Below are 23,353 nucleotides of genomic sequence, written 5' to 3'. Positions count from 1 at the left end.
TTATTCGCCGATCTGAACTCTTCATCACCTCACAGCTGCCAGGTCGCCCCGGCTGCTGCCTCGGTCACTCGGGATATCAGGGTTTACCCTAACCTCACCAACTGCCGAGCCCGAAATATTAACACACCTTTTAAATTCAGTGCAACTAGATCTCAAATAATCATCGTCGCGGGAATTTACTGCGCTACCACTTCGGCCCCACCGCCTGAATCCGTCTCGTCTGAAACTGCGTTTCGTCTGAATTCGTGTTCAAGCAGCGAAGGAGCGAGACTATAGCACACATTACAAAGCCGTTACGGCGATACCGGCACTTTTTTCTAAAATTTCTAAAAAAATTGGGGACGAGAGGCTAAAAAGCCGGTCGTCCCCTGTGAAAGATGTGTATTAACCCTGTTTTTTCAGTCGATCACTGAACTGTTTACGGAATTTCGCGACCTTTGGCGCAATCACGAATTGGCAGTAGCCTTGTTCGGGGTGCAGCTCAAAATAATTACGGTGATAGTCCTCTGCGGGCCAGAATGTGGCGGGCTCGCGCAGCTGGGTCACAATAGGCGCATCATAAATATGCTGCGCATCGACTTCGGCAATGACGGCCTGAGCCTGCTCGCGCTGGGTCTCGTTCTGCCAAAAGATGGCGGACTCGTACTGCGGCCCCACGTCATTGCCCTGACGCCCCGGAGTGGTCGGATCGTGCGTGGCGAAGAATACCCGCAACAGGTCGGCATAGGACAACACTGAAGGATCGAACTCGACGCGGGCGACTTCGATATGGCCAGTGGCTTTGCCGCAGACCTGTTCATACGAAGGATGATCGACATGGCCGCCGCTATAGCCGGGCAGCACGCTGACGACGCCGCGCAAATCCTCAAGGACGGCCTCGACGCACCAGAAGCAGCCCCCGCCCAGGATGGCGACCTCGGTAACCGGGGAAGATGTGGATTCCGACATGATCATGATTCCTTGTTCAATAGGCATTTCTCTGCCGCTGCTATCTACTATATATAGATAGTAGATAGGAATGGGCCGCTGCTCTATATATAGATAGAGGGACAGATATGGAGACGGGCCGCTATATATAAAGGCATAACGACCGAGCCAGCCGGAGATGCCGGCCATGCCAATACAGACGGGCCCATTCGCACGCAAAAGACGGGAAGCCATGAAGGCAGGCCCGCTCATGCGTGGGCTTGTGAGATATATGGATAAAAAGGCGCGCTGCTCGCGTCGAGCAGGCCCTCCGATCTGACGAGGCCTATTTGACCTGCACGGACAAGTGCCGAAACTACTTTGATTTAGCCGGTGCCAGGGATAGCACCCACTCGGCCAAGGTGCGAGCATCCTCTTCGCTGACCTGCGGTTGCGCCGGCATCGGTACGGCCCCCCACACGCCTCGTCCGCCGGAACGGATTTTGCCCGCCAGATACTGCACCATGGCGTCGCCCTCGCCCGCCGCGGCATATCGTTCCCCGATGCTGCGCAACGGCGGCCCTACCCGCTTGCTGTCGACTTGGTGACACGCCATACAGGCTTTGCTTTGCGCCAAGGCCTCGCCTGTGGATTGATCGGCCGCTTGCGCGCCAATGGGGGACACGATGATTGCCCATAGGCCGAAAACAATGGCGGCCGTCCTGCTTGTCGTTACATGCATCCGTACTGTCTCAAGTTTGAAAAACACACCGAAATCGCGAAACCGCGACATCCTAGCTCCCAGTTCCTTGCTCCCAGTTCCTAGCTCCCAGTTCCTAGCTCCCAGATCCTAGCTCCCAGATCCCAGTCCCTAGCTCCTAGCTTCCTGGCATTCTGGCATCCTGGCATTCCCGGATTTCTGGCTTCCTGGATTCCGGCTGCCGGCCTCCTAACTCCCGCCCCCTTTCGCACAACTGCGTGGCGACCCGGGCCTGAGCCCAAATCTCGAAGCGAATCGTCAGGGTTCAAAGGCGTCTGTCACCGCTCCTCGGCTGGCTGTACTGGCCAATTTGCCAAATTTAGCCAGCACTCCCCGGGTGTACCGTGGTTTGGGCTGGACCCAGGCTTTTCGGCGCGCCGCCAATTCTTCGTCAGAAATGTTGAGCTGCAGCAGCAACTGATGAGCGTCGATGGTAACTGAGTCGCCCTCTCGAATGAGGGCGATCGGCCCGCCAACATAGGCCTCGGGAGCCACATGCCCGACAACCATGCCCCAGGTTCCGCCAGAGAAACGGCCATCGGTGATCAAACCTACGGTCTCGCCCAAGCCTTGGCCAATCAATGCGGAGGTAGGCGCCAACATTTCGCGCATTCCCGGACCGCCTTTGGGCCCCTCGTAACGGATGACAACAACGTCGCCGTGTTGGATGCGGCGGTCCATGATGGCTGTCATGGCCTCGTCTTCGGAATCGAAAACGCGGGCCGGCCCGGTAATGACGGGATTTTTCAGTCCGGTAATTTTGGCGACGCACCCCTCGGGAGACAAGTTGCCCTTGAGAATGGCCAGATGCCCCTGCGGATACAGCGCACGGTCTATCGGCCGAATTACATCTTGATCTGAACGAGGCACCGCAGGAACGTCAGCCAAAGTTTCCGCAATAGTTTTGCCGGTAATGGTGATGCAATCACCATGCAGCAATCCCGCGTCCAGCAGAAGTTTCATGACCTGCGGAATTCCGCCAGCACGATGCAGGTCGGTCGCAACGTAGCGGCCGGAAGGCTTTAAATCGCAAATAACGGGAACACGGCGCCGGATACGCTCGAAGTCATCAATCGTCCACGGGACCTCGGCCGCATGCGCGATGGCCAGAAAATGCAGGACCGCGTTGGTGGAACCGCCCGTGGCCATGATGACGGACACGGCATTTTCGATGGATTCGCGAGTAATGATGTCGCGCGGACGCACGCCACGTCGCACGGCATCAACCAGAACCCGGGCCGACTCGGCCGCAGAAACGACTTTTTCGTCGTCTTCGTTGGCCATCGTGCTGGAATACGGCAAGCTCATGCCCAGCGCCTCGAAGGCGGAACTCATCGTGTTGGCGGTGTACATCCCGCCGCAGGATCCTGAGCCTGGGATTGCGCATTTTTCGATTTGCTTGAAATCCTCTTGGTTCATGCGTCCCATGGTGAACTCGCCCACGGCCTCGAACACCGAGACGATGGTCAAGTCTTTGCCTTGGTAATGGCCGGGCTTGATGGTGCCGCCATACACATAGATGCCGGGGACGTTGGTACGGGCCAGCGCGATCATGCCGCCGGGCATGTTTTTATCGCACCCTCCGATGACGACTACGCCATCCATCCACTGCCCTTGAACCGCCGTTTCAATGCAGTCGGCAATCACCTCGCGCGAGACCAGGGAATATTTCATTCCCTCGGTGCCCATGGACATGCCATCGGAGATGGTGGGCGTGCCGAATACCTGAGGATTGGCTCGCGATTCACGAATCGCATCGATGGCGGCGTCAGCCAGGCGTTGCAGGCCGCTGTTACAGGGCGTAATGGTGGAGTGGCCATTGGCCACGCCTATCATGGGATTATCAAAATCGGATTCTTGGTAGCCCAGCGCGTAATACATGGCCCGATTGGGGGCACGGGCGACCCCATGGGTCACGTGGCGTGAACGTTCGTTATTGGGCATGGTCTGTCTCCGAAGCGTTTCCTTGAATGTCATGACCGGCCGAGCGGCATAACAACACCTGTGCCGGTTATTATCGACCTAATCTTTTATTGCATGGCGGATTATGCTGCACCATCCCGAGTTTGACCCTATTGCCTTGAGCATCGGCCCCGTTGCTATTCATTGGTATGGCCTGATGTATCTCGTCGGATTTGCGCTGGTTTATTTGTTGGGCCGCCGGCGCCTGACAAGCGGCCACACGCCAGCGCTCAATACGCGCGATCTGGAAGACATTATTTTCTATAGCGTGCTGGGCGTGGTGCTGGGCGGCCGCCTGGGCTACGTGCTGTTTTATAAGCCCGGCTATTACCTGGCCCACCCCCTGGAAATTTTCTACCTCTGGGAAGGCGGCATGTCTTTTCACGGCGGGTTGATCGGCGTGATCGTAGTCATGCTGCTGATTGCGCGCAAAAAGAAGGTGTCGTTCTTTACGATCAGTGATTTCATCGCCCCGCTCATTCCCCTGGGACTGGGCGCAGGGCGTCTGGGCAACTTCATCAATGGCGAACTGTGGGGCCGCCCCGCCGACGTACCCTGGGCGATGGTGTTTCCGCAATCGGGTACCGATGTGCCGCGCCACCCTTCGCAGCTTTACGAGCTGGGATTGGAGGGCATCGTCCTGTTCGCCCTGCTATGGTGGTTTTCCAGCAAGCCTCGCCCCCTCGGCCAAGTCAGCGGGCTGTTCTTGATCGGTTATGGGGCCTTCCGCTTTTTGGTCGAATTCACGCGTGAGCCAGATAATTTTCTGGGGTTGCTCGCTGCAGGCCTGAGCATGGGACAGTGGCTGTCCCTGCCCATGGTGCTCATCGGCCTTGTGATGTTTTTCTTTACTGCAAAGCGACAGTCCCATTGACCGAAAGCGTCACAGTGACCTGGCCAGCCTCGAGCGGCGCATCGGCATAGCCGGCAGCACTGCTCAGGCTGCTTTTGGCCATCGCACCCATGGGTCTCGGTACCGGGACCGGTGAACCACCCCCGCTCAACTCGAGCTGTTGCACGCGATAGCTGCTATAGCCGAAAGCCTGGGCCGCAGCTTGCGCCCGCGCCAGAAAGGCATCAGCGGCCTGGCCGAGCAGTTTCTTTTCTGCGGCCTCGCGGGCCTCGCGTGATAGCGAGAAACTGATCTGCGAGATGGCGACTTTGTCGGACAGCTTGGAGGCCAATGCCGAGGCAGCGGCAAAGTCCTTGGACTCGAGGACGATTTCCCCGCGAGCGCGCCAGTTCTGGATCTTGCCCTTTTCGTCCGTATTGGGCCAAACGTTGTAGCCGCTAGTATGGACTTGAATGCCCTTTGCGCCCTCGGTACGTTTGACGGCCTCGTCAAGCACTGTACTCAACTGGGTCGTGGCCTTGGTCTGTGAGTCTGCATCGAACTCCGCGGCCAGGGTGATGCGAACGGTGTCCTGCTGTACATCGGCGGAGGCAGATGCCTGCAGGGTCAATTCGGGCACGCGCTCGTCGGGATGCACAGCCGGCGCAGGTGCGCGCGGCGGCGCGGGTGGCTGTTGAGCATGCGCGAACGGAGCCACCGTCAAGGCAAATGCGGCGCAGCAGGCAGCCGCAAGACGGTTCAATGAAGGCACGCGGAAGGAGTGCATCATGACAGACCTGTAGAAAGAGTGGGAAAGAGAGACACCCGGCGCGGACCTGAGAGAAACCCAGGCCCGCCGGAATAGATGCCCCGCCTGTGCCGTCTAGGCCGGCATCTCGAACCGTGAGGTTCAAGGTGGTCGCGATCCGTTGAGCTTCGGGTTCGTCTACGGGTAGACAATCACTCCCACTCACCATTCACGCAACCAATATGCCGTAAGACATAGGTTCAGAGAATGTATGGCCAGGTCACGAGCACTGCAGGGACAAACTGAAAAAACATCAAATCGTGCGTGATACCGACACGCCGGGGACCGAGGTCCGTACTGCTATCCCTGTTTGGACAATACCTCATCAAGCAGGGAATTCATGTGTTCGATTCTACCCTTGAACTCGCCTACCGCCAAACCGCCGAGCGGGCCGTCGGGCGCTTTCATGGATAACAACTCGCTAGCAATCTGCAAAGCCGCCATGACGGCAATGCGTTCGTTGCTGGAGACTTTGCCTGAGCCCTGGATGCGCAGCATGAGCTGATCAACGTGGCGCACGGCAGCCAACAGAGTGGGTTTTTCTTCGGTGGAGCAAGCGAGAGAATAGTCGCGCCCCAATATCGTGACATCAATACGTTCCATCAGGGCTGCGCTCCGGAGGATTGGTCTTCGGCGGCAGCGCCCGGCAAGCGCGCCAATACGCTATCGATCCGCTCACGTGCGGCGTCTGTCGCGACACGCAGGCGTTGCAGATCCGTGTCTTTGGCACTGAGGCTGCCGAGCAATTCCGCTTCGCGCGTCTGGGCACGAGATTCGAGCGCTTGCTGCTCGGATATTTGGCGGGCGAGTTGCGCACGCAAATCTATCTCTGACTGGCGCGCCTCGGACAGGAGGTCTTCTACCGCCCCGTCGTGCTCCTGCAATTTGGTCTGCAGCGCCAAAATTTCGGCCTGCCGCTCGTTGCAGCGTTGCTCTAATGCGCGCTGAGCGGCTTCGCTTTGGCCCAGGCTGATACGCAACGCATCACGCTCGGCCTGAAGTTGCCGGGTGCGTTGCACTAATTGCCCGATACGGGCGGCGAGTTGATCTAGATCTTGCAGCATGGGCGCTATCGTAAACCATCCGCGCACTGGCTGGGAGGCCGTACGCAACGTGAGAAAACCAGCAATATTCTGTAGGACTTGCAGTTGGCACCCCAACCGCCCGTACCAAAGAATTCTGACACAGGACTTGCGTTGATCAAGCCTTGATCGATCACAGGCTTTCGCCTGTCTTTCTATTTACTTTCATTTTGCTTTCATTTTGAGCCGGTGATGGCCCAAGGTTACAACTTGGACGCCAGTTTTAGGGAAAACCCCATCTGCATCTGGAACAGCGTGGGTTTGCAGGCCCAGGCCCCTTCGCTACCATGCGCCCTGCTCAAAAGACGCACCTCGATTTCATAACAACGAGCAGCACGACGAGGTGTTCATTTTTTCAGAGCATCGTTCATCGAACGACCTGGCTTTAACTCACATGCTGTAAATAGGAGTAGACCATGCAGCTACGCAATCGGCAGGATTTCTGGTCCGGGGTGATGTTCATCGCCATCGGATTGGGAGCAGCCTGGCAAGCGACAAGCTATCAAATGGGAACCGCCGCCCGGATGGGACCGGGGTACTTTCCTTTCGCGCTGGGATTGGTCCTGGCCTTACTGGGCGCCATTGTGCTGCTTGGCTCGCTGAGCAAAAAAGCAACGGAGACCCATGTCGAGAAATTCGATTGGCGCATCACCTTCCTGGTGATCGGGTCCGTCGTGTTGTACGCCTTGATCCTGAAACTGCTGGGCGTCTATATCTCGGTCTTTGTACTGGTCATCGTCAGCAGCCTGGCCAGCCACGAGTTCAACCTGAAAGTCGCGATCGGCAACGGGATTTTCCTGGTGGTGTTCTCGTATCTGGCATTCATCAAAGGGCTGGGGCTGATTTTCCCGCTGTGGCCGTCGTTTCTAGGCATGAACTAAGGAGTCTTCGGCCATGGAATTATTTGATCACTTGATGCTGGGATTCTCGGTGGCGTTCACGCCCGAGAACCTGCTGTACGCTTTGCTGGGTTGTATTCTGGGGACCTTGATCGGGGTGTTGCCCGGGATCGGTCCGGTTCCGACGATCGCGATGCTGCTGCCGATCACCTATGTGCTGCCGCCTGTGGCCGGCCTGATCATGTTGGCCGGTATTTATTATGGTGCGCAATACGGCGGTTCGACCACGGCTATTCTGGTGGCGCTCCCTGGCGAGACGTCCGCGGTGGTGACCGTGCTCGATGGCCACCAGATGGCGCGCAACGGACGGGCAGGCGCAGCATTGGCAATTGCCGCCATGGGCTCGTTCTTCGCCGGTTGCGTCGCAACGCTGTTGCTGGCCGCTTTTGCGCCCCCATTGGCTGAAGTCGCGTTCAAGTTCGGCCCCGCCGAGTATTTCTCGCTGATGACCCTGGGCCTGGTGGGCGCGGTGGTGTTGGCCTCGGGTTCGCTGCCCAAGGCAATCGCGATGATTATCCTGGGCCTGCTGCTGGGTATGGTGGGTACGGACGTGAACTCGGGGGTCGCTCGCTTTGACTTCGGCATCCCCGAACTGCAAGACGGTATCGACTTTGCCATCGTGGCCATGGGCGTTTTCGGTTTTGCCGAAATCATGACCAACCTGGAACAGAAAGAGAACCGCGTCGACATTACCGACAAGATCGGCTCGCTATATCCGAACAAGCAGGAGTTCAAGGAAGCGGCTCCGGCCGCGGTACGTGGCACGGTTCTGGGCTCGATGCTGGGCATTCTGCCCGGTGGCGGCGCGGTGCTGTCCTCGTTTGCCTCGTACACCTTGGAAAAGAAGATCTCGAAGAACCCCGAGCGCTTCGGTAAGGGCCACCCGGCCGGTCTGGGCGGCCCCGAGTCGGCCAACAACGCTGCGGCGCAGACGTCGTTCATCCCGCTGCTGACCCTGGGTATCCCGGGTAACGCCGTGATGGCGCTGATGGTGGGTGCGATGACCATCCACAACATTCAGCCCGGCCCTCAAGTGATGAGCAGCCACCCCGAACTGTTCTGGGGCCTGATCGCCTCGATGTGGATCGGTAACCTGATGCTGGTGGTGCTGAACCTGCCGCTGATCGGCTTGTGGGTCAAGCTGCTGAAAGTGCCCTATCGCATTCTGTTCCCGGCGATTCTGGTGTTCTGCACGATCGGGGTGTATTCGTTGAACTACAACACGTTCGACATTTTCACTACGGCGATCTTTGGCGTGATCGGTTATGTATGGTCGAAACTGAAGTGCGAAGGCGCCCCGCTGCTGCTGGGTCTGGTGCTGGGCCCCATGATGGAAGAAAACTTCCGTCGCGCCCTGCTGCTGTCACGCGGTGACTTCCTGACATTCGTGGATCGACCGCTGTCGGCATCGCTGTTGGCTGTCGCAGTATTCCTGGTGGTGTTGGTGGCGTTGCCATCGATCCGCAAGAAGCGCGAAGAAACGTTCGTCGAAGAAGATTAAGGCTGTTTACAGCATTGACGTCTGCTGCCGACACTCTATGTAGACGTCGGCAAACGGCGAAACGCAGATAGCGTCCCTGAGGCCAGGCACTGTGAGGTGCCTGGCTTTTTTTTGGCTTGAACGCGCCGGAATTCGTAGTTTTTTAAGACAACCGGTCACGATGTGACTCCGGCCCTTTCTTATGCAAGAAGGGCGGCTCGGGGGAATTTGACAGTTTGATTTCGTCGGTTAAACTTCCGCAAAGTTGTCTGATAACCAGGGTGGTTTTCAGAGTAAATCGACTAGAAATACAACCCAGAGACATGTTCCAGAAAGTCAATTCTCGTGCGGGGCTGAGCGACGGTGTCGCGCAGGCGCTGCTGGAGCAAATCAGCAACGGCAACCTGCCCGCCGGGGCGAAATTGCCGTCCGAGGCCGTGCTGGCAGAGCAATTCGGCATCAGCCGCGCCGTCGTGCGTGAAGCCATGGCGCAGTTAAAAAGCCAGGGGGTCGTCGAGTCGCGCCAAGGCAGCGGTGTGTATGTCAGCCCCCATGGATTGGTCATGCCGCTGCGCATCGATCCAGGTGACGTGGGGTCGTTGAGCGCGGTGCTGCAACTGTTGGACGTGCGACGCGCACTGGAGGCAGAAGCAGCCGAACAGGCCGCGATAAAACGCACGGCGCGCCAACTGGAAAAAATTGAAAATGCATTGGCTGAGATCTCGCACGAGGTCGCCAAAGGCAACGATGGGGTATTGGCCGATGTGGCGTTTCACCGGACCATCGCCCAGGCTGCAGGTAATCCATTTCTGTTGAATACGTTGCGATTCCTGAATCAGTATCTGGAAGCGGCCGTACACATTACGCGCAACAACGAAGCGCAGAATGCCGACTTTGCGCGACAGGTCCATGAGGAACATCAGGCGCTGGTCGATGCAATACGCGCAGGCGATCCGGTCTCTGCGCGTCATATGGCGCAAACCCATCTGTACAACGCCGGGCGGCGCCTCAAACAAAGCGCTCAGGCAGCAGCCAGCCTGACAGGGCAAACGGCCAAGAAAGACCGCAAGCTCGCAGGCCCCTCCTCGCGTGCCACGGCGCGTCCGAACAGCACCGGTAAACAGGCTATTGCAGATACTTCGCGCTCACGCAAACGCAAGACGAATTCAGCCAATACCGCGGGGATAGACACCTGACATCCTGCCACTCGCGCCTGGCACACGCAGCTCCGATGCCAGACGCTCGCTGACGTCTGCACAACAACTTCCTAGACGTCACGGCATCCCAACGTAATCGAAGGAACAAATATGACGAAGAACGTAGGCATAGTTGGATTGGGCGCGATGGGCCTGGGCGTGGCCCGCTCGCTGCTGCGCGCTGGCTTGAACGTTTATGCCAATGACGTACGGCAACAGGTGCTGGACGGTTTCGCCGCCGAAGGCGGGATCGCCTGCCAGAGCGTGGCGGATATGGGCAAGCATTGCGACGCTGTCGTCCTGCTAGTGGTCAACGCTGCTCAAACCGAAAGCGTACTGTTTGGCGCTGACGGCACGCACGGCTTGGCGCATGCAATGAAGCCTGGCTCGGTGGTGATCGCATGCGCCACGGTGGCACCCGAATTTGCCATCCGTCTGGGCCAGCGTCTGCAAGACATGGGCCTGCATATGCTGGACGCGCCGGTGTCCGGCGGAGCCGCTCGTGCGGCAGAAGGAACCATGACGATGATGACTTCTGGCCCGGCAGCCGCGTATGCAGCATGCGAACATGTGCTGGCGGCCATGGCCGGCAAGGTGTATCGGCTGGGCGACCAGCACGGCCAAGGCTCCAAGGTCAAAATCATCAATCAATTGCTGGCAGGCGTGCATATCGCCGCGTCGGCTGAGGCCATGGCCTTGGGACTGCGCGAAGGCGTGGATCCCGATGCGTTGTACGAGGTCATCACCCACAGCGCAGGGAATTCGTGGATGTTCGAAAACCGCGTGCCGCACATTCTGAATGGCGATTACACGCCGTTGTCGGCCGTCGATATTTTCGTGAAAGATCTCGGTCTGGTTCTGGATACGGCTCGCGCCAGCAAATTCCCGCTGCCGCTGTCGGCGACTGCGCACCAGATGTTCATGCAGGCATCCACCGCCGGACATGGCGGTGAGGACGACTCCGCAGTCATCAAGATTTTCCCGGGCATTGAAGTCCCGCCTAAACGCGACCCCGGCACGAACTAAACGCCGTACCTGCATCAAAGCCGCAGGCACACAGCATATTCAACCTTTTTTCTCTGCTATCCCAGGATCTCCGTCATGACATCTGGTAAGCCTTTGCTGGGCTGCATCGCCGACGATTTTACCGGCGCTACTGATTTGGCCAACATGCTGGTGCGCGAGGGTATGCGCACGATTCAAACCATCGGCGTGCCTGCTGCGCCGGTGCAGGATGTGGACGCCATCGTCGTCGCACTGAAATCGCGCACCATCGCGCCGCAAGATGCCGTCGAGCAGTCGCTAGCCGCTTTGAAATGGCTGCAAACGCAGGGCTGCACGCAGTTTTTCTTCAAATACTGCTCGACGTTCGACTCGACCGATCAGGGCAATATCGGGCCCGTTGCGGACGCGTTACTGCAAGCACTGGGCGCCGACTTTACGATCGCATGCCCCGCGTTCCCCGAGAACGGCCGCACGGTGTATCACGGTCATTTGTTTGTGAACGACACATTGCTTAATGAGTCGGGCATGGAAACCCATCCATTGACGCCCATGCGCGACGCGAACCTGGTCCGTGTGCTGCAACGTCAGACACCGTCCAAAGTGGGTTTGATTGACGCGAATACCGTCAAGAAAGGTGCCGATGCCATCAAAGCGAAGATTGCGACGTTGCGCGAAGCCGGCGTCCGTATGGCGATTGCCGATGCAATTTCGAATGATGACCTGTACACACTGGGCGCCGGATGCAGCGATCTGGCGCTGGTTACCGGCGGCTCGGGTGTTGCACTCGGGTTGCCAGCCAATTTCGTGCGCACCGGCGCGCTGAACGCCACAGGATCGGCCGCGGATCTACCCGGCATCGAAGGTCGAAGCGTTGTCCTGGCAGGCAGTGCGTCCAAAGCCACCAACGGCCAGGTCGCGCACTGGAAGGCCTCTCACCCCGCGTTCCGCATTGATCCGTTGGCGCTGGCAAAGGGCGAAGATGTCGTGGGACAAGCACTGGCGTTTGCGCAAGAACATGCCCCCAAAACGGTGCTGGTCTATGCGACCGCTACGCCAGATGAAGTCCGCGCAGTGCAGGCAGAACTAGGCACGCAACGCGCAGGAGAATTGGTCGAGCAAGCCTTGGCGGCCATTGCGAGCAACTTGCGTGAACAAGGCATTACGCACTTTGTGGTCGCCGGTGGCGAGACCTCAGGCGCCGTGGTACAGGCTCTGGACGTGCGCGCTCTGCGTATCGGCCCGCAGATCGATCCTGGTGTGCCCGCGACAGTCGCCATCGACGGCAATGGCGATGCGCAATTGGCGCTGGCCTTGAAATCGGGCAATTTCGGCACGGTGGACTTCTTTGAGAAAGCCCTGAAAGCGGTCGGAGGATCCCTGTAATGGTCAACGTTATCGACGCCGCGGCGAACGCGGAAAGCGCACTGCGCGAGGAAATCTGCCGCATCGGTGCGGCGCTGTTCAATCGTGGCTACACCGTGGGCTCGTCCGGAAACATCAGCGCGCGCTTGCCCGATGGCTGGTTGATCACACCCACTGATGCCTGCCTGGGCATGCTGGACCCTGCTCAATTGAGCAAGGTAGGTACCGACGGCGTACAAATTTCTGGTGCCCGCGCATCCAAGACGTTGGCATTGCACCGCAACGTCTACGCCAACAATGCACAAGCCAACGCGGTCGTTCACACGCACTCGACCAACCTGGTCGCGTTGACCTTGGCCGGCGTATGGAAGCCTGAAGACGTGGTGCCGCCCATCACGCCGTATTACGTCATGAAAGTGGGCCACATCCCGCTGATTCCCTATCACCGCCCCGGTGATCCAAAGGTTGCGGAACAGATCGCAGGATTGGCCAGCAGCGTGCGTGGCGTGCTGCTCGAACGCCTGGGGCCCGTCGTCTGGCACGACTCGGTGTCCAACGCGGCTTTTGCACTGGAAGAGCTCGAAGAAACCGCCAAGCTGTGGCTCATGATGCAACGGCAAGGCACGGCACTGTCCGAGGACGCGATCGATGAATTGCGCCAGACATTCAAGGCGCGCTGGTAGCGCCTGAGGCCGGTCATCTACGAGTCCCGCCACGAGCGGGGCTCGTCACCTTTTTTTATAAACAGCAGGAGGAGCACAGTGACTGCTCAAACAGTGACGGATACCGTTGGCACGGTGTCCAGTTCGGAATCCAATCGCGTCTATTCCAAGATCGCGTGGCGCATCATGCCTTTCTTGATGGTCTGCTATGTCATCGCCTATCTGGATCGCGTGAACGTCGGTTTTGCCAAGCTGCAAATGTCCATCGATCTGGGTTTCTCGGAAACCGTGTTCGGATTGGGTGCAGGCTTGTTCTTTATTGGATACTTCTTTTTCGAAGTGCCATCCAACTTGCTGATGAATCGTGTCGGCGCGCGCATCTGGATCGCGCGCATCATGATCACGTGGGGCATTTTGTCGGGCTGCTTCTTTTTTGTGTCTACGCCCACGCAGTTCTATGTGTTGCGCTTTCTGTTGGGCGCGGCTGAGGCAGGCTTTTATCCCGGCGTGATCCTGTATCTGACGTACTGGTTCCCTGGACATCGCCGCGCCAAAATGATCGCGGTGTTCATGGCGGCCATTCCATTGTCAGGGATTTTCGGCGGGCCGCTGTCCGGCTACCTGATGCAGAATTTCAATGGCTATATGGGCCATGGCGGCTGGCAATGGATGTTTGTCATCGAAGCGCTGCCCGCATTGGTCCTGGGTATCGTGACGCTGCTCTATCTGGATAACGACGTGCGTTCGGCCAAATGGCTGACCGACGAAGAAAAGGCGGTCGTTGCCCGCGACATCGAGGCAGAGACCAAATCCAAGAGCAAGACCAGCCCCGGCACCACTAAAGCGGTATTCACCGATCTGCGAGTGTGGTGGATGTGTCTGATCTATTTCTGCTTTGTCATGGGTCAGTACGGTCTGACATTCTGGATGCCGTCTCTGGTGAAATCCACGGGAGTACAAGGTGCATTCAATATCGGTTTGATCAGTGCCATTCCCTTTGTAGTTGCAGCGATCTCGATGATTTTGATCGGCCGCAATGCCGATCGCATGCGTGAGCGTCGTTGGCACTTGATCATTCCAGCTACGTTTGGTGCGATCGGATTTGCAGTCTCTGCCGCTTACGCCGACAACACGGTGCTGGCAATGATAGCTCTGTCCGTCGCGGCGGGCGGTGCGCTGACGTGCTCGCCCTTGTTCTGGTCGCTGCCTACGGCATTCCTGTCCGGCACGGGTGCGGTCGCAGGGATTGCAGTCATCAACTCGGTGGGTAACCTGGCCGGCTTTGTCAGCCCGTACGCTATTGGTCTGTTGAATGACGCCACGAAGAGTTCGGCGGCCGGCATGTATATGTTGACCGGCATGCTGCTGCTCGGCGCCGTCGCCGTGTTCTTGACGAACAAGAACGAGGTGAATCGCTAAACACCCTCTGGGCGCGCGCCGCTATCGGCCGCGCCCAGTCTGTATGCACTTCCCGGAGCTACCAAAATGTCATTGAAATTCGCCGCCAATCTCAGCTTTCTATACCAAGACCTGCCCTTCCTGGATCGCATCGCAGCGGCTGCGAAAGACGGTTTTGAAGGCGTGGAATATCTATTCCCCTACGACTTTCCCGCTGCCGAGATCAAGCAGCGCCTGGTTGACAACGGCATCGAACAAGCCTTGTTCAACGCAGCTCCTGGCGACTGGGTTGGCGGCGAGCGCGGCATTTCGTCGCTGCCGGGACGCGAACAGGAATTCAAGGAGTCCATCGCGCGCGCCATCGAATACGCGACAGTGCTGGGCAACCAACGCGTGCACGTCATGGCGGGCCTGTTGCCGGCGGACGCGAATCGCGCTGAACGCCTGGACCTGTACACCCGTAATGTGGCCTGGGCCGCAGAACAAGCCAAGGCCGCAGGCCTGACTATCGTGCTCGAACCTATTAACCAGCGCGATATGCCCGGTTATCTGCTGAGCTATCAAAAGGACGCGCTGGACGTCGTGCGCGCCACCGGCGCCTACAACGTGAAAGTGCAGTTCGACTGCTATCACGCCCAGATCATGGAAGGCGATGTGGTCATGAAACTGCGCGCCATGTTCGATCAGATCGGACACATCCAGATTGCCAGCGTGCCGAGCCGCAACGAGCCCGATGGCGAAGAACTGAATTCCCCCTTTATTTTCCAGACCTTGGACCAATTGGGTTACCAGGGCTGGGTGGGATGCGAATACAAACCCCGTGCGGCAACGAGCGATGGCCTGGCCTGGCTGCGTACGTACCGTGCCAACTCGGAAAGCAACAAATGAGTAAAGTACTGATTACCGGCGGCGCCGGTTTCCTGGGCAAACGCCTGGCCAAGAAATTGCTGGAGCGCGGCGAACTGAAAGGCGCCAGCGGCCAACCCGAAAAGATCGAGCAGATCATTCTGCTGGACATGGTGGCCCCCACGGACCTGGACGACCCGCGCATCAAGGTCGTGACCGGAGACATCGCAGATGCCTCGCTACTGCGCCAAGTCATCGACACCAGCGTGACCTCGGTGTTCCACCTGGCAGCCGTCGTCAGCGGCGCCGCTGAGGCTGACTTCGACCTGGGCATGCGCATCAATCTGGATGCCACGCGCGAGCTGCTGGAACTGTGCCGCAAGCTCGGCCACAAGCCTCGTTTCGTGTTCACCAGTTCGGTCGCCGTGTTCGGCGGCAAGCTGCCCGCCATCGTGCAGGACGACACGGCACCCACGCCGATGAGTTCGTATGGTGCTCAGAAGGTCTCTGGGGAATTGATGGTGTCTGATTACAGCCGCAAAGGCTTTATCGACGGCCGCACCCTGCGTATGCCCACGATCAGCGTACGCCCAGGCAAACCCAATGCCGCTGCATCGAGTTTTGCCAGCGGCATCGTGCGCGAACCCTTGAACGGCGAAAGCGCTGTCGCCCCCGTCTCGCCCGAGACCAAGATGTGGCTCATGTCGCCGCGCTATGCGATCGAAAACCTCATCCATGGCCATGAATTGGACGGCGATGCGATTGGTTTCCCCCGCACGATCAGCCTGCCCGGCCTGTCGGTGAGCGTGAAAGCCATGGTGGATGCGCTGCGCGAGGTCGCGGGCGATCAGGTCGCAGATCTGGTGAAGTGGGAACCTAACGAGGTCATCAAAAAGATCGTGGAATCCTGGCCTGGCGAGTTCGCCGCCACGCGTGCCAAATCGCTGGGCTTTCAGGCCGACAGCAACTATGCCGACGTGATCCGCGCCTATCAAGAAGACGATATGCCTAAATAAACGGCGCAACGCGCTGCCGTTTCGGCGGCCGTAAGGAAGAAAGCCCTCAGTTGCTCTACAGTCTGAGGGCTTTTTTTCCTCTTGAAGTACCGAGTTGTGCGCGGATTGCGGTAACGTTCAGGTTTGAGGTTTTGACACAAACAACCCGGAGATTTGGTATGGCATCCATCGGTTCCAGGGATTACGACAAAGTCGTACCCCAGAAAGTCGCATTTCTTGGCTTGGGCGTCATGGGCTTTCCCATGGCAGGCCATTTGGCGAAAGCCGGCCACCAAGTAACGGTGTACAACCGCACTGAAGCCAAGGCGAAAGCCTGGGCACAAGAATTCGGTGGCAGCAGTGCCCCTACCCCACGCGAAGCCGTTGCCGGCGCCCAGATCGTTTTTGCCTGCGTGGGCAACGACGATGACTTGCGCAGCGTGGTGCTGGGCGAAGACGGGGCGTTTGCGGGCATGGCCCCGGGCGCCATTTTTGTGGACCACACCACCGCATCCGCAAACGTGGCCCGTGAACTGTACGGACAAGCCCGGGAACTGAATCTTCAATTCGTGGATGGCCCGGTGTCCGGAGGCCAGGCCGGCGCCGTCAACGGAGTGTTGACCATCATGTGCGGTGGCGACCAAGCTGCCTTCGACATCATCAAGCCCATTGCTCAAGCCTATGGCCGTGCCGTCACGCTCGTGGGCGCACCAGGCGCGGGGCAATTGGCGAAAATGGTGAACCAGGTCTGCATCGCCGGGATCGTCCAGGGGCTGTCGGAGGCCATTGCGTTCGGCCAGGCCGCGAATCTGGACATGAAACTCGTGCTGGATGTCATCAGCAAAGGTGCCGCACAGAGCTGGCAGATGGAAAACCGTGGCGGCACCATGGTGGACGACAAGTTCGATTTCGGATTTGCCGTGGATTGGATGCGCAAGGATCTCGGATTGGTGCTGGCCGAAGCCCGCAACAATGGCGCCCGCTTGCCGTTGACGGCACTGGTGGATCAGTTCTACGGCGATGTACAACGCGCCGGCGGCGGCCGCTGGGATACATCCAGCCTGATCACGCGTCTGCGAGATTAACGATCGCTCAACCCTGAAACTGCCGTCATGCAAGACTTGAACGACCTGTACTTTTTTTCTCAGGTGGTGGAACACGGCGGTTTCAGCGCCGCGGCGCGCGCCCTGGATATCCCGAAATCGCGCCTGTCGCGGCGCATCGCCCATTTGGAAGAAACATTGGGCGTACGCCTGTTGCAGCGGACGACCCGCCGGCTGCGGCTGACCTTGGCAGGCGAACGCTATCTGCATTATTGCCGCGAAGTGACGGCGTCGGCCCGCGCTGCAGAAGAGGCTATGCGCCAACTGCAATCGCAACCCTGCGGGCCCGTCATCATCAGTTGCCCCATCTCCATTGCCCAGCAAATGTTGGCGCAGTTGCTGCCGGAATTTCTGGACACCTGGCCGTCGGTGTCCGTACAGGTGCTGGCCACCAATCGCCGCGTCGATCTGATTCGGGAGGGCGTCGACCTCGCGTTACGTGTACGTACGCGTCTGGACACCGACGCGGAATTGGTCGTCAAACATTTGGGCGAGGACAGCAGCACCATGGTCGCCAGCCCGGCGTACTTGGAGCGCAGCGGTACGCCAGACACGCCCCAAGACTTGTCCGCGCACGCCACGCTGAGCTTTAACGACCCTCAAACAGACGTGCGCTGGCGGCTGCGCAATGCCGCCAATGAAGAAGTCGAAGTGTCAGTGCAGCCCCGGCTGTGCTGCAACGACTTCATTGTGCTGACTGAGGCAGCCGTCCGAGGGCGGGGAATCGCCCTGCTCCCCAGCGTGGCGACCTATGACGCATTGCGACGGGGCCAGTTGGTACAAGTATTACCGGAATGGCGTGCGCCTACAGGCATCGTGCACTGCATCTATCCCTCGCGCCGAGGCATGTCGCCGGCAGTACGGGCGCTGCTGAACTTTATTTCGGAACGGCTGCCCGGGGTATATGCCCGCACAATAAATACCGGAGAATTGAGCGCCTAGTCTGCAGCGCTCACCAATGCGACGTCTTTGGGCATCGCCAATGGCAGCCACAACACAGCCGCCAACCCGACACCGCCCTGAGCATTGGGCTCGCCATCGCGCAGTGTGATGTCGCCAGCATTGCGGCGCGCATAGGCTCGGGCGATGGACAGTCCCAACCCCGACCCAGACGACACCGAACCGCGTCCCGAACCCAGGCGATCGAAACGGGCAAATGCGCGATGGCGTGATGCGACATCAATGCCTGGACCGTTATCAGATACCGATATCTCGGCCCGATCACCGGCCAAGGCCGCCGATACGGTGATCCGCGCACCTACAGGTGCGTAATGGATGGCGTTGTGCAAGAGATTCGATAATGCCTCATGCAATTCAGCCTCGCTGCCGAACACAGGCAACACCGGCACGGCCGAAGCACTGTCGTCCCCGTCAAAGCCCTCACTCGTTTCGGCGGGAGTACCGGATGTTGTCCCGGCAGTTTCCTCTGCACGCAATGCCCGGGCATTGCGGACTGTCACATCGGTAGGCTCAGCCGCCACCCACCCCAGATCCTGCCCTTTTTCATGCGACAAGGGCAGATACTGCAAAACGACATTGCGCGCCACCGCATTCAGATCCAATAGCTGGCGAGGAGTGGAGTCGCCCTGGCTGGCATGAGCCAAGGACAATAACTGCTCGGTCAAACGCCGTGTCCGCCCCAGCTGATCCACGATCGCGCGCAATCCTTCTTGAGCCCGTTTGGGATCGGGCTCTCGCAGCGCATATTGCGCCTGCGTGAGGATGATCGCCATTGGCGTACGCAACTGATGCGAAGCATCGGCCAGGAACTGCGCCTGCTCGTCGAGCACGCGCCGGTGCCGTTCGATGTGATAGTTCACCGCCTCGACCAGAGGAATCACCTCGCTGGGAACGCGCGAGGCATCCAACGGCGTCATGTCCTCCGGAGAGCGAGCGCGGATATCATTACGCAATCGGGTCAACGGCCGTAACGACCAGGCCACACCCCACCACACCAGAATAGCAACCAACGCCAGCATACGCGCATCACGCAGCAACTCCTGGCGCCGCGCCGCCTCCTCGGCCTGCAGCCGCCGGCCTATGCTTTCGGCCACCAGCACCAGCACCTGCCGATGTTGGCCTCGATAATACAAGTCGCGTAACACGGCTACCACGCGCACCGGATCATCGCGATAGACGCTGTTGAAAAACATAGGCTCGCCCCGGGCAGACGGCCACGAGGGGGGACGAGGCAGTTCGGGCATACCGGCCAGCGTCCGCCCCGAGGGAGGTACGACTTCAGCGCCTTCGGGAAGCGGAGGAGAGATTTCTTCGATGCGAAAATATTTTCGCAGCCCTGCCTTGGACTCCAGGATCACCTGCGCATATACCGGCGTGGTCACGATCAACTGCCCCGCTTCGGTGAATTCGATGCTGCTTTCCAGTACGCGTGCGGGCTCGAGCAGTGCACTGTCGTAGGCTTCGTTAGTGATTGCAGACAGGGTTCGATAGTCGTTCCAACTATCGATCACCAACAACAGGATCACTCCCGGCAACAACAGGGTGATCAACAGCGTGCGGATGCCGAACAGTGGCAAGCGAAAACGGTCAGAGCTCGGCAGTTTCACTGACGCTGCTTTCCAGCATGTATCCCAATCCACGCACCGTCACGATGCGTACGTCGCTTCCTGCCAGTTTTTTACGCAACCGGTGCAACACGACTTCGATGGCGTCCAGGCTGGACTCGCTGTCCTGGGTAAATACCTTGCCGAACAACTGGGCCTTGTCGACGGGATAGCCGCTGCGCGTCAGCAGGGCCACCAGGGCGGCGTGCTCTCGCGGCGTGAGCAGCAGCAGCACACCGTCCAGGGTGAAAGCACGGCTCTCGCCGTCATAAGACAACGAACCGCATTGCAGCCTGGGCTGCTGGCGCCCGCGGCTGCGGCGCACCAAGGCCGCGACACGAGCCTCGAGCTCCTCCAGGGCGAAAGGCTTGGTCAGGAAATCGTCGGCGCCGAGATTGAGCCCCCGCACACGGTCTTGCAAGGCGCCCTGCGCCGTCAGCAGCAGTACTGGCGTGCGGTCGTCACGATTACGCATGTCGCGCAGCACCACCAGCCCGTGCTTGTCGGGCAAGCGCAGGTCCATGACGATGGCGTCGTATTCGTGAGCGCTCATCATGGCCTCGGCACTGCGGGCGTCCGGCGCGTGATCGGGGGTAAACCCGCTTTGCGCCAACGCTCGCACCAGCCAGGAGGCCATTTCGAGCTCGTCTTCAACCAGCAATATGCGCATGGCCGTCTGAGTCGGCAGAAAGGCTATCGGCGACCCGCGCCGGGCCATGGACCCGTTGGCGCAGATAGCGGGTTTCGTGCTGGCGCCGGAACAGAATGCTCGAAAGCTCGTTCAGCGCCAGGGTGTATACCTCGCGTTTGAACTCGATGACTGCGTCCAGAGGCACCCAATACTGGCTCCAACGCCAAGCATCGAACTCCGGATGCTGCGTCGCGCGCAGGCACACGTCGCAGTCGCGCCCTACCAGACGCAACAAAAACCAGATCTGCTTTTGACCCTTATAGTGCCCTCGCCACTCTCGCCGGACGAAATGGTCCGGCACGTTATAACGCAACCAATCGCGTGTGCGCCCCAAAATACGGACATGTTCAGGCTTTAAGCCTACTTCTTCGTGGAGCTCGCGATACATGGCCTGCACCGGGCTTTCGCCATATTTGATGCCGCCCTGCGGAAACTGCCATGCATGTTCCCGGATTCGCTTGCCCCAAAAGACCTCGTTTTTGCTGTTGACGAGAATAATGCCGACATTGGGACGGTAGCCTTCACGATCAAGCATGGCCACCCCCACCGAATTCAATACAATTACAGTCGATTATACGTATCCGTAGCCACCTTTAACTATGCGCGCATCTACCTACCATCTCAATACGCTGAAAGAAGCCCCCTCGGAAGCCGAAGTCGTCAGCCACCAGCTGATGACCCGGGCCGGCATGATCCGCAAATTGGCGGGCGGGATCTACACCTATATGCCTCTGGGTTTGAAGGTCATCCGCAAAATCGAAGCCATCGTCCGCGACGAGATGAACGCCGCAGGCGGGATCGAGCTGCTGATGCCCGTGGTGCAGCCGGCCGAGCTCTGGCAGGAATCCGGCCGCTGGGTGCAATACGGCCCCGAATTGCTGCGCATCAAGGACCGCCATCAACGCGATTTCGTCCTGCAGCCGACCTCAGAAGAAGTCATCACCGATATCGCCCGCAATGAAATCCACAGCTATCGGCAACTGCCCCTGAATTTCTATCACATCCAGACCAAGTTCCGTGACGAGCGCCGCCCTCGTTTCGGGCTGATGCGCGGCCGGGAATTCACCATGAAGGACGCGTATTCGTTCGACCGCGACGAAGCCAGCGCCCAGCAAAGCTACGACAAGATGTACGAGGCGTACATGCGCATTTTCAGCCGTCTGGGGCTGGAATTCCGCGCTGTTGCGGCCGATACGGGCTCGATTGGCGGCACGCGCAGCCACGAGTTCCAGGTCATTGCCGACACAGGCGAGGACCTGCTGGTGTACAACCCCGACTCCCAGTATGCCGCCAACATCGAATTGGCCGAGGCCCCCTGCCTGTTGGCCGAGCGGGCCGCACCGGCCGAGAAGCTGGAGGCCACCCCTACGCCTGGCGCCGCCAAGTGCGAGGACGTCGCCAAACTGCTGGGCTTGCCCCTGGAGCGCACCCTCAAATCGCTGGTGCTGGCGACCGAGCCCGAGCCCGGCAAGGTTCAGATCTGGCTGCTGATGCTGCGCGGCGACCACGAACTCAATGAAATCAAAGCCGGCAAAGTCCCTGGCCTGGCAGACTTCCGCTTTGCCACCGAATCCGAAATCGTCGAGCATTTTGGCTGCAAACCCGGCTATCTGGGGCCGATCGGCACGGCCCTGCCGGTACGAGTCGTCGCCGACCGCACCGTCGCCAACATGGCCGATTTTGTCTGCGGCGCCAATCGCGAGGACTACCACTACACCGGCGCCAACTGGGGCCGGGACCTGCCGGAACCTGAAATCGTCGCTGACCTGCGCAACGTGGTGGCGGGCGACCCGTCCCCCGATGGCGTGGGCCACCTGGCGATCCAGCGCGGCATCGAGGTAGGACACGTCTTTTTCCTGGGTACGAAGTACTCCGACGCGCTGAAGGCGACCTTCCTGGACGAAACCGGCAAGCCCGCCACCCTGCAAATGGGCTGCTACGGTATCGGGATCACCCGGATTGCAGGCGCCGCCATTGAACAGAATCATGACGCCCGCGGCATCATCTGGCCCAAGGCGATTGCCCCCTTCGAAGTCGTGATTTGCCCGGTAGGCTGGGGCAAAAATGAAACTGTTCGTAACGAGGCCGTAAAACTCTATGACGAACTGCGAGCCCGTGGCGTAGATGTCATTCTGGACGATCGTGACGCCAGGCCAGGGGTGATGTTCGCTGAATGGGAGCTGATAGGGGTCCCCTTGCGCGTAACAGTTGGAGAACGCGGCCTGAACGACGGTGTGGTGGAATTGCAGGCCCGTCGCGAAAGCGACGCTGTAAAAATTCCTGTCGAGTCCGCCCTGAATCAGGTGCTGGACAAGCTGGAAACACTGTAGACTGCCCAGCCCACCAAGCTAGGCGTGCTGATAAGGCTGCTCTCTCACTGTGATTGAATCGACGTCCACCGAAGCCACCTTTAATATCCGTGTCTATTACGAAGACACGGATGCAGGTGGCGTCGTGTTCTACGCCAACTATCTGAAATTCCTGGAGCGCGCCCGCACCGAATGGCTGCGCGAACTGGGCGTTCAGCAGTCGGCGTTGGTCGCAGATGAATCACGGATGTTTGTCGTCCATTCGCTGGACATGTCATACCGTAAACCGGCACGATTGGACGATTTGATTACCATACGCAGCCGAGTGACCCGTGTGGGCCGCGCGTCGATACATTTCGACCAACGCGCGGAACGCGACGGGGAACTGCTCGCGCGTGGCAATATCCAAATCTGTTGTGTTGATGCAGTGCATTTGCGTCCGGCGGCACTACCTGCTGTCGTACGCGCCAAATTGGAATCCCTTCAGGAATAA

23 protein-coding genes and 1 other RNA gene are annotated in these 23,353 nt (G+C 59.1%); 14 read left to right on the top strand and 10 right to left on the bottom strand.

The genetic code is table 11. The features are described from left to right. Positions 1–384: 384 nt before the first annotated feature. The 3 genes from msrA to ilvD form a co-directional block, all read right to left on the bottom strand. Positions 385–948 (bottom strand): peptide-methionine (S)-S-oxide reductase MsrA, encoded by a 564-nt coding sequence (gene msrA, locus CAL20_RS04565; protein WP_094837314.1) that lies wholly within the window; start codon positions 946–948, stop codon positions 385–387. A 334-nt stretch (positions 949–1,282) separates the two neighbouring features. After that, positions 1,283–1,648: a c-type cytochrome gene (locus tag CAL20_RS04560; protein ID WP_094837313.1), complete on the bottom strand. Its 366-nt coding sequence runs from the start codon at positions 1,646–1,648 to the stop codon at positions 1,283–1,285. Positions 1,649–1,924: 276 nt separating this feature from the next. Continuing rightward, complete coding sequence (gene ilvD / locus CAL20_RS04555; protein ID WP_094819884.1) at positions 1,925–3,610, bottom strand: dihydroxy-acid dehydratase; 1,686 nt, start codon at positions 3,608–3,610, stop codon at positions 1,925–1,927. A gap of 103 nt (positions 3,611–3,713) precedes the next feature. Between ilvD and lgt the strand changes: the two genes are divergently transcribed. Next, positions 3,714–4,502: a prolipoprotein diacylglyceryl transferase gene (gene lgt, locus CAL20_RS04550; protein WP_094819883.1), complete on the top strand. Its 789-nt coding sequence runs from the start codon at positions 3,714–3,716 to the stop codon at positions 4,500–4,502. Here the strand turns inward: lgt and CAL20_RS04545 are convergent. The 4 genes from CAL20_RS04545 to CAL20_RS04530 all read right to left on the bottom strand — a co-directional run bounded on the left by CAL20_RS04545 (position 4,477) and on the right by CAL20_RS04530 (position 6,332). Then, positions 4,477–5,247 (bottom strand): SIMPL domain-containing protein, encoded by a 771-nt coding sequence (locus CAL20_RS04545; RefSeq protein WP_373558274.1) that lies wholly within the window; start codon positions 5,245–5,247, stop codon positions 4,477–4,479. The two genes, lgt and CAL20_RS04545, sit on opposite strands and share 26 nt — an antisense overlap. A 76-nt stretch (positions 5,248–5,323) precedes the next feature. Further along, positions 5,324–5,509: non-coding RNA, 6S RNA (gene ssrS / locus CAL20_RS04540), on the bottom strand. A gap of 59 nt (positions 5,510–5,568) precedes the next feature. Then, on the bottom strand, positions 5,569–5,871 hold the full coding sequence (locus tag CAL20_RS04535; protein ID WP_094819881.1) for a cell division protein ZapA: 303 nt from the start codon (positions 5,869–5,871) through the stop codon (positions 5,569–5,571). Continuing rightward, positions 5,871–6,332, bottom strand: a complete 462-nt coding sequence (locus CAL20_RS04530; protein WP_440898637.1) for a hypothetical protein — start codon at positions 6,330–6,332, stop codon at positions 5,871–5,873. Before CAL20_RS04530 ends, CAL20_RS04535 begins: the two co-directional genes overlap by 1 nt. A 434-nt stretch (positions 6,333–6,766) precedes the next feature. Between CAL20_RS04530 and CAL20_RS04525 the strand changes: the two genes are divergently transcribed. The 11 genes from CAL20_RS04525 (at position 6,767) to CAL20_RS04475 (ending at position 18,238) form a co-directional block, all read left to right on the top strand. After that, positions 6,767–7,231, top strand: a complete 465-nt coding sequence (locus CAL20_RS04525) for a tripartite tricarboxylate transporter TctB family protein (protein WP_094819880.1) — start codon at positions 6,767–6,769, stop codon at positions 7,229–7,231. A gap of 13 nt (positions 7,232–7,244) precedes the next feature. After that, positions 7,245–8,750 carry a tripartite tricarboxylate transporter permease gene (locus CAL20_RS04520; protein WP_094819879.1) on the top strand — a complete coding sequence of 502 codons (1,506 nt, stop codon included), beginning with the start codon at positions 7,245–7,247 and terminating at the stop codon, positions 8,748–8,750. Between the two features lie 302 nt (positions 8,751–9,052). After that, on the top strand, positions 9,053–9,925 hold the full coding sequence (locus CAL20_RS04515) for a FadR/GntR family transcriptional regulator (RefSeq protein WP_094837293.1): 873 nt from the start codon (positions 9,053–9,055) through the stop codon (positions 9,923–9,925). Positions 9,926–10,036: 111 nt separating this feature from the next. Next, a complete protein-coding gene (ltnD, locus tag CAL20_RS04510; protein ID WP_094837292.1) occupies positions 10,037–10,951 on the top strand; it encodes an L-threonate dehydrogenase in 915 nt (304 codons plus the stop codon). Between the two features lie 75 nt (positions 10,952–11,026). Next, positions 11,027–12,313 carry a 3-oxo-tetronate kinase gene (gene otnK, locus CAL20_RS04505; protein WP_094837291.1) on the top strand — a complete coding sequence of 429 codons (1,287 nt, stop codon included), beginning with the start codon at positions 11,027–11,029 and terminating at the stop codon, positions 12,311–12,313. After that, positions 12,313–12,975, top strand: coding sequence for a 3-oxo-tetronate 4-phosphate decarboxylase (gene otnC, locus CAL20_RS04500; protein WP_094837290.1), 663 nt, complete (start codon positions 12,313–12,315; stop codon positions 12,973–12,975). The genes otnK and otnC overlap by 1 nt, the downstream gene beginning before the upstream one ends. A gap of 78 nt (positions 12,976–13,053) precedes the next feature. After that, the gene (locus CAL20_RS04495; protein WP_373558268.1) at positions 13,054–14,373 is read left to right on the top strand and encodes an MFS transporter; all 1,320 of its coding nucleotides are present in this window, start codon (positions 13,054–13,056) and stop codon (positions 14,371–14,373) included. Between the two features lie 66 nt (positions 14,374–14,439). Beyond that, positions 14,440–15,240 carry a 2-oxo-tetronate isomerase gene (otnI, locus tag CAL20_RS04490; RefSeq protein WP_094837289.1) on the top strand — a complete coding sequence of 267 codons (801 nt, stop codon included), beginning with the start codon at positions 14,440–14,442 and terminating at the stop codon, positions 15,238–15,240. Continuing rightward, on the top strand, positions 15,237–16,214 hold the full coding sequence (gene denD, locus CAL20_RS04485; protein ID WP_094837288.1) for a D-erythronate dehydrogenase: 978 nt from the start codon (positions 15,237–15,239) through the stop codon (positions 16,212–16,214). The genes otnI and denD overlap by 4 nt, the downstream gene beginning before the upstream one ends. 158 nt (positions 16,215–16,372) lie before the next feature. Continuing rightward, positions 16,373–17,278, top strand: a complete 906-nt coding sequence (locus CAL20_RS04480) for an NAD(P)-dependent oxidoreductase (RefSeq protein WP_094837287.1) — start codon at positions 16,373–16,375, stop codon at positions 17,276–17,278. A gap of 27 nt (positions 17,279–17,305) precedes the next feature. Next, complete coding sequence (locus CAL20_RS04475; protein WP_094819871.1) at positions 17,306–18,238, top strand: LysR family transcriptional regulator; 933 nt, start codon at positions 17,306–17,308, stop codon at positions 18,236–18,238. Here the strand turns inward: CAL20_RS04475 and CAL20_RS04470 are convergent. From CAL20_RS04470 to CAL20_RS04460, 3 genes are read right to left on the bottom strand one after another with little or no spacing between them, the layout of a single operon-like run. Then, positions 18,235–19,863, bottom strand: coding sequence for a sensor histidine kinase (locus CAL20_RS04470; protein WP_373558267.1), 1,629 nt, complete (start codon positions 19,861–19,863; stop codon positions 18,235–18,237). The genes CAL20_RS04475 and CAL20_RS04470 overlap by 4 nt on opposite strands. Beyond that, the gene (locus tag CAL20_RS04465) at positions 19,844–20,530 is read right to left on the bottom strand and encodes a response regulator (RefSeq protein WP_094819870.1); all 687 of its coding nucleotides are present in this window, start codon (positions 20,528–20,530) and stop codon (positions 19,844–19,846) included. Before CAL20_RS04465 ends, CAL20_RS04470 begins: the two co-directional genes overlap by 20 nt. Continuing rightward, positions 20,511–21,086, bottom strand: a complete 576-nt coding sequence (locus tag CAL20_RS04460; RefSeq protein ID WP_094819908.1) for an RNA pyrophosphohydrolase — start codon at positions 21,084–21,086, stop codon at positions 20,511–20,513. Before CAL20_RS04460 ends, CAL20_RS04465 begins: the two co-directional genes overlap by 20 nt. Before the next feature lie 64 nt (positions 21,087–21,150). Between CAL20_RS04460 and CAL20_RS04455 the strand changes: the two genes are divergently transcribed. Further along, the gene (locus tag CAL20_RS04455) at positions 21,151–22,881 is read left to right on the top strand and encodes a proline--tRNA ligase (RefSeq protein ID WP_094819869.1); all 1,731 of its coding nucleotides are present in this window, start codon (positions 21,151–21,153) and stop codon (positions 22,879–22,881) included. 49 nt (positions 22,882–22,930) lie between these two features. Then, positions 22,931–23,353: a tol-pal system-associated acyl-CoA thioesterase gene (gene ybgC, locus CAL20_RS04450; RefSeq protein WP_094837286.1), complete on the top strand. Its 423-nt coding sequence runs from the start codon at positions 22,931–22,933 to the stop codon at positions 23,351–23,353.

The sequence above is a fragment of the Bordetella genomosp. 4 genome, from assembly GCF_002261185.1.
GTDB lineage: Bacteria > Pseudomonadota > Gammaproteobacteria > Burkholderiales > Burkholderiaceae_B > Bordetella_A.
Note: the sequence above shows the minus strand (reverse complement) of the source record. Positions and strands in the feature narration are given on the sequence as shown.

Excerpts from the sequence above, each read along its gene's own strand:
- lgt (WP_094819883.1), top strand. The coding sequence starts at position 3,714 with ATGCTGCACCATCCCGAGTTTGACCCTATTGCCTTGAGCATCGGCCCC.
- ilvD (WP_094819884.1), bottom strand. The coding sequence starts at position 3,610 with ATGCCCAATAACGAACGTTCACGCCACGTGACCCATGGGGTCGCCCGT.
- msrA (WP_094837314.1), bottom strand. The coding sequence starts at position 948 with ATGTCGGAATCCACATCTTCCCCGGTTACCGAGGTCGCCATCCTGGGC.
- CAL20_RS04475 (WP_094819871.1), top strand. The coding sequence starts at position 17,306 with ATGCAAGACTTGAACGACCTGTACTTTTTTTCTCAGGTGGTGGAACAC.
- ltnD (WP_094837292.1), top strand. The coding sequence starts at position 10,037 with ATGACGAAGAACGTAGGCATAGTTGGATTGGGCGCGATGGGCCTGGGC.
- CAL20_RS04530 (WP_440898637.1), bottom strand. The coding sequence starts at position 6,332 with ATGCTGCAAGATCTAGATCAACTCGCCGCCCGTATCGGGCAATTAGTG.
- otnC (WP_094837290.1), top strand. The coding sequence starts at position 12,313 with ATGGTCAACGTTATCGACGCCGCGGCGAACGCGGAAAGCGCACTGCGC.
- CAL20_RS04480 (WP_094837287.1), top strand. The coding sequence starts at position 16,373 with ATGGCATCCATCGGTTCCAGGGATTACGACAAAGTCGTACCCCAGAAA.
- CAL20_RS04465 (WP_094819870.1), bottom strand. The coding sequence starts at position 20,530 with ATGCGCATATTGCTGGTTGAAGACGAGCTCGAAATGGCCTCCTGGCTG.
- CAL20_RS04460 (WP_094819908.1), bottom strand. The coding sequence starts at position 21,086 with ATGCTTGATCGTGAAGGCTACCGTCCCAATGTCGGCATTATTCTCGTC.
- denD (WP_094837288.1), top strand. The coding sequence starts at position 15,237 with ATGAGTAAAGTACTGATTACCGGCGGCGCCGGTTTCCTGGGCAAACGC.
- CAL20_RS04455 (WP_094819869.1), top strand. The coding sequence starts at position 21,151 with ATGCGCGCATCTACCTACCATCTCAATACGCTGAAAGAAGCCCCCTCG.
- CAL20_RS04515 (WP_094837293.1), top strand. The coding sequence starts at position 9,053 with ATGTTCCAGAAAGTCAATTCTCGTGCGGGGCTGAGCGACGGTGTCGCG.
- CAL20_RS04560 (WP_094837313.1), bottom strand. The coding sequence starts at position 1,648 with ATGCATGTAACGACAAGCAGGACGGCCGCCATTGTTTTCGGCCTATGG.
- CAL20_RS04525 (WP_094819880.1), top strand. The coding sequence starts at position 6,767 with ATGCAGCTACGCAATCGGCAGGATTTCTGGTCCGGGGTGATGTTCATC.
- otnK (WP_094837291.1), top strand. The coding sequence starts at position 11,027 with ATGACATCTGGTAAGCCTTTGCTGGGCTGCATCGCCGACGATTTTACC.
- CAL20_RS04545 (WP_373558274.1), bottom strand. The coding sequence starts at position 5,247 with ATGCACTCCTTCCGCGTGCCTTCATTGAACCGTCTTGCGGCTGCCTGC.
- otnI (WP_094837289.1), top strand. The coding sequence starts at position 14,440 with ATGTCATTGAAATTCGCCGCCAATCTCAGCTTTCTATACCAAGACCTG.
- CAL20_RS04535 (WP_094819881.1), bottom strand. The coding sequence starts at position 5,871 with ATGGAACGTATTGATGTCACGATATTGGGGCGCGACTATTCTCTCGCT.
- CAL20_RS04520 (WP_094819879.1), top strand. The coding sequence starts at position 7,245 with ATGGAATTATTTGATCACTTGATGCTGGGATTCTCGGTGGCGTTCACG.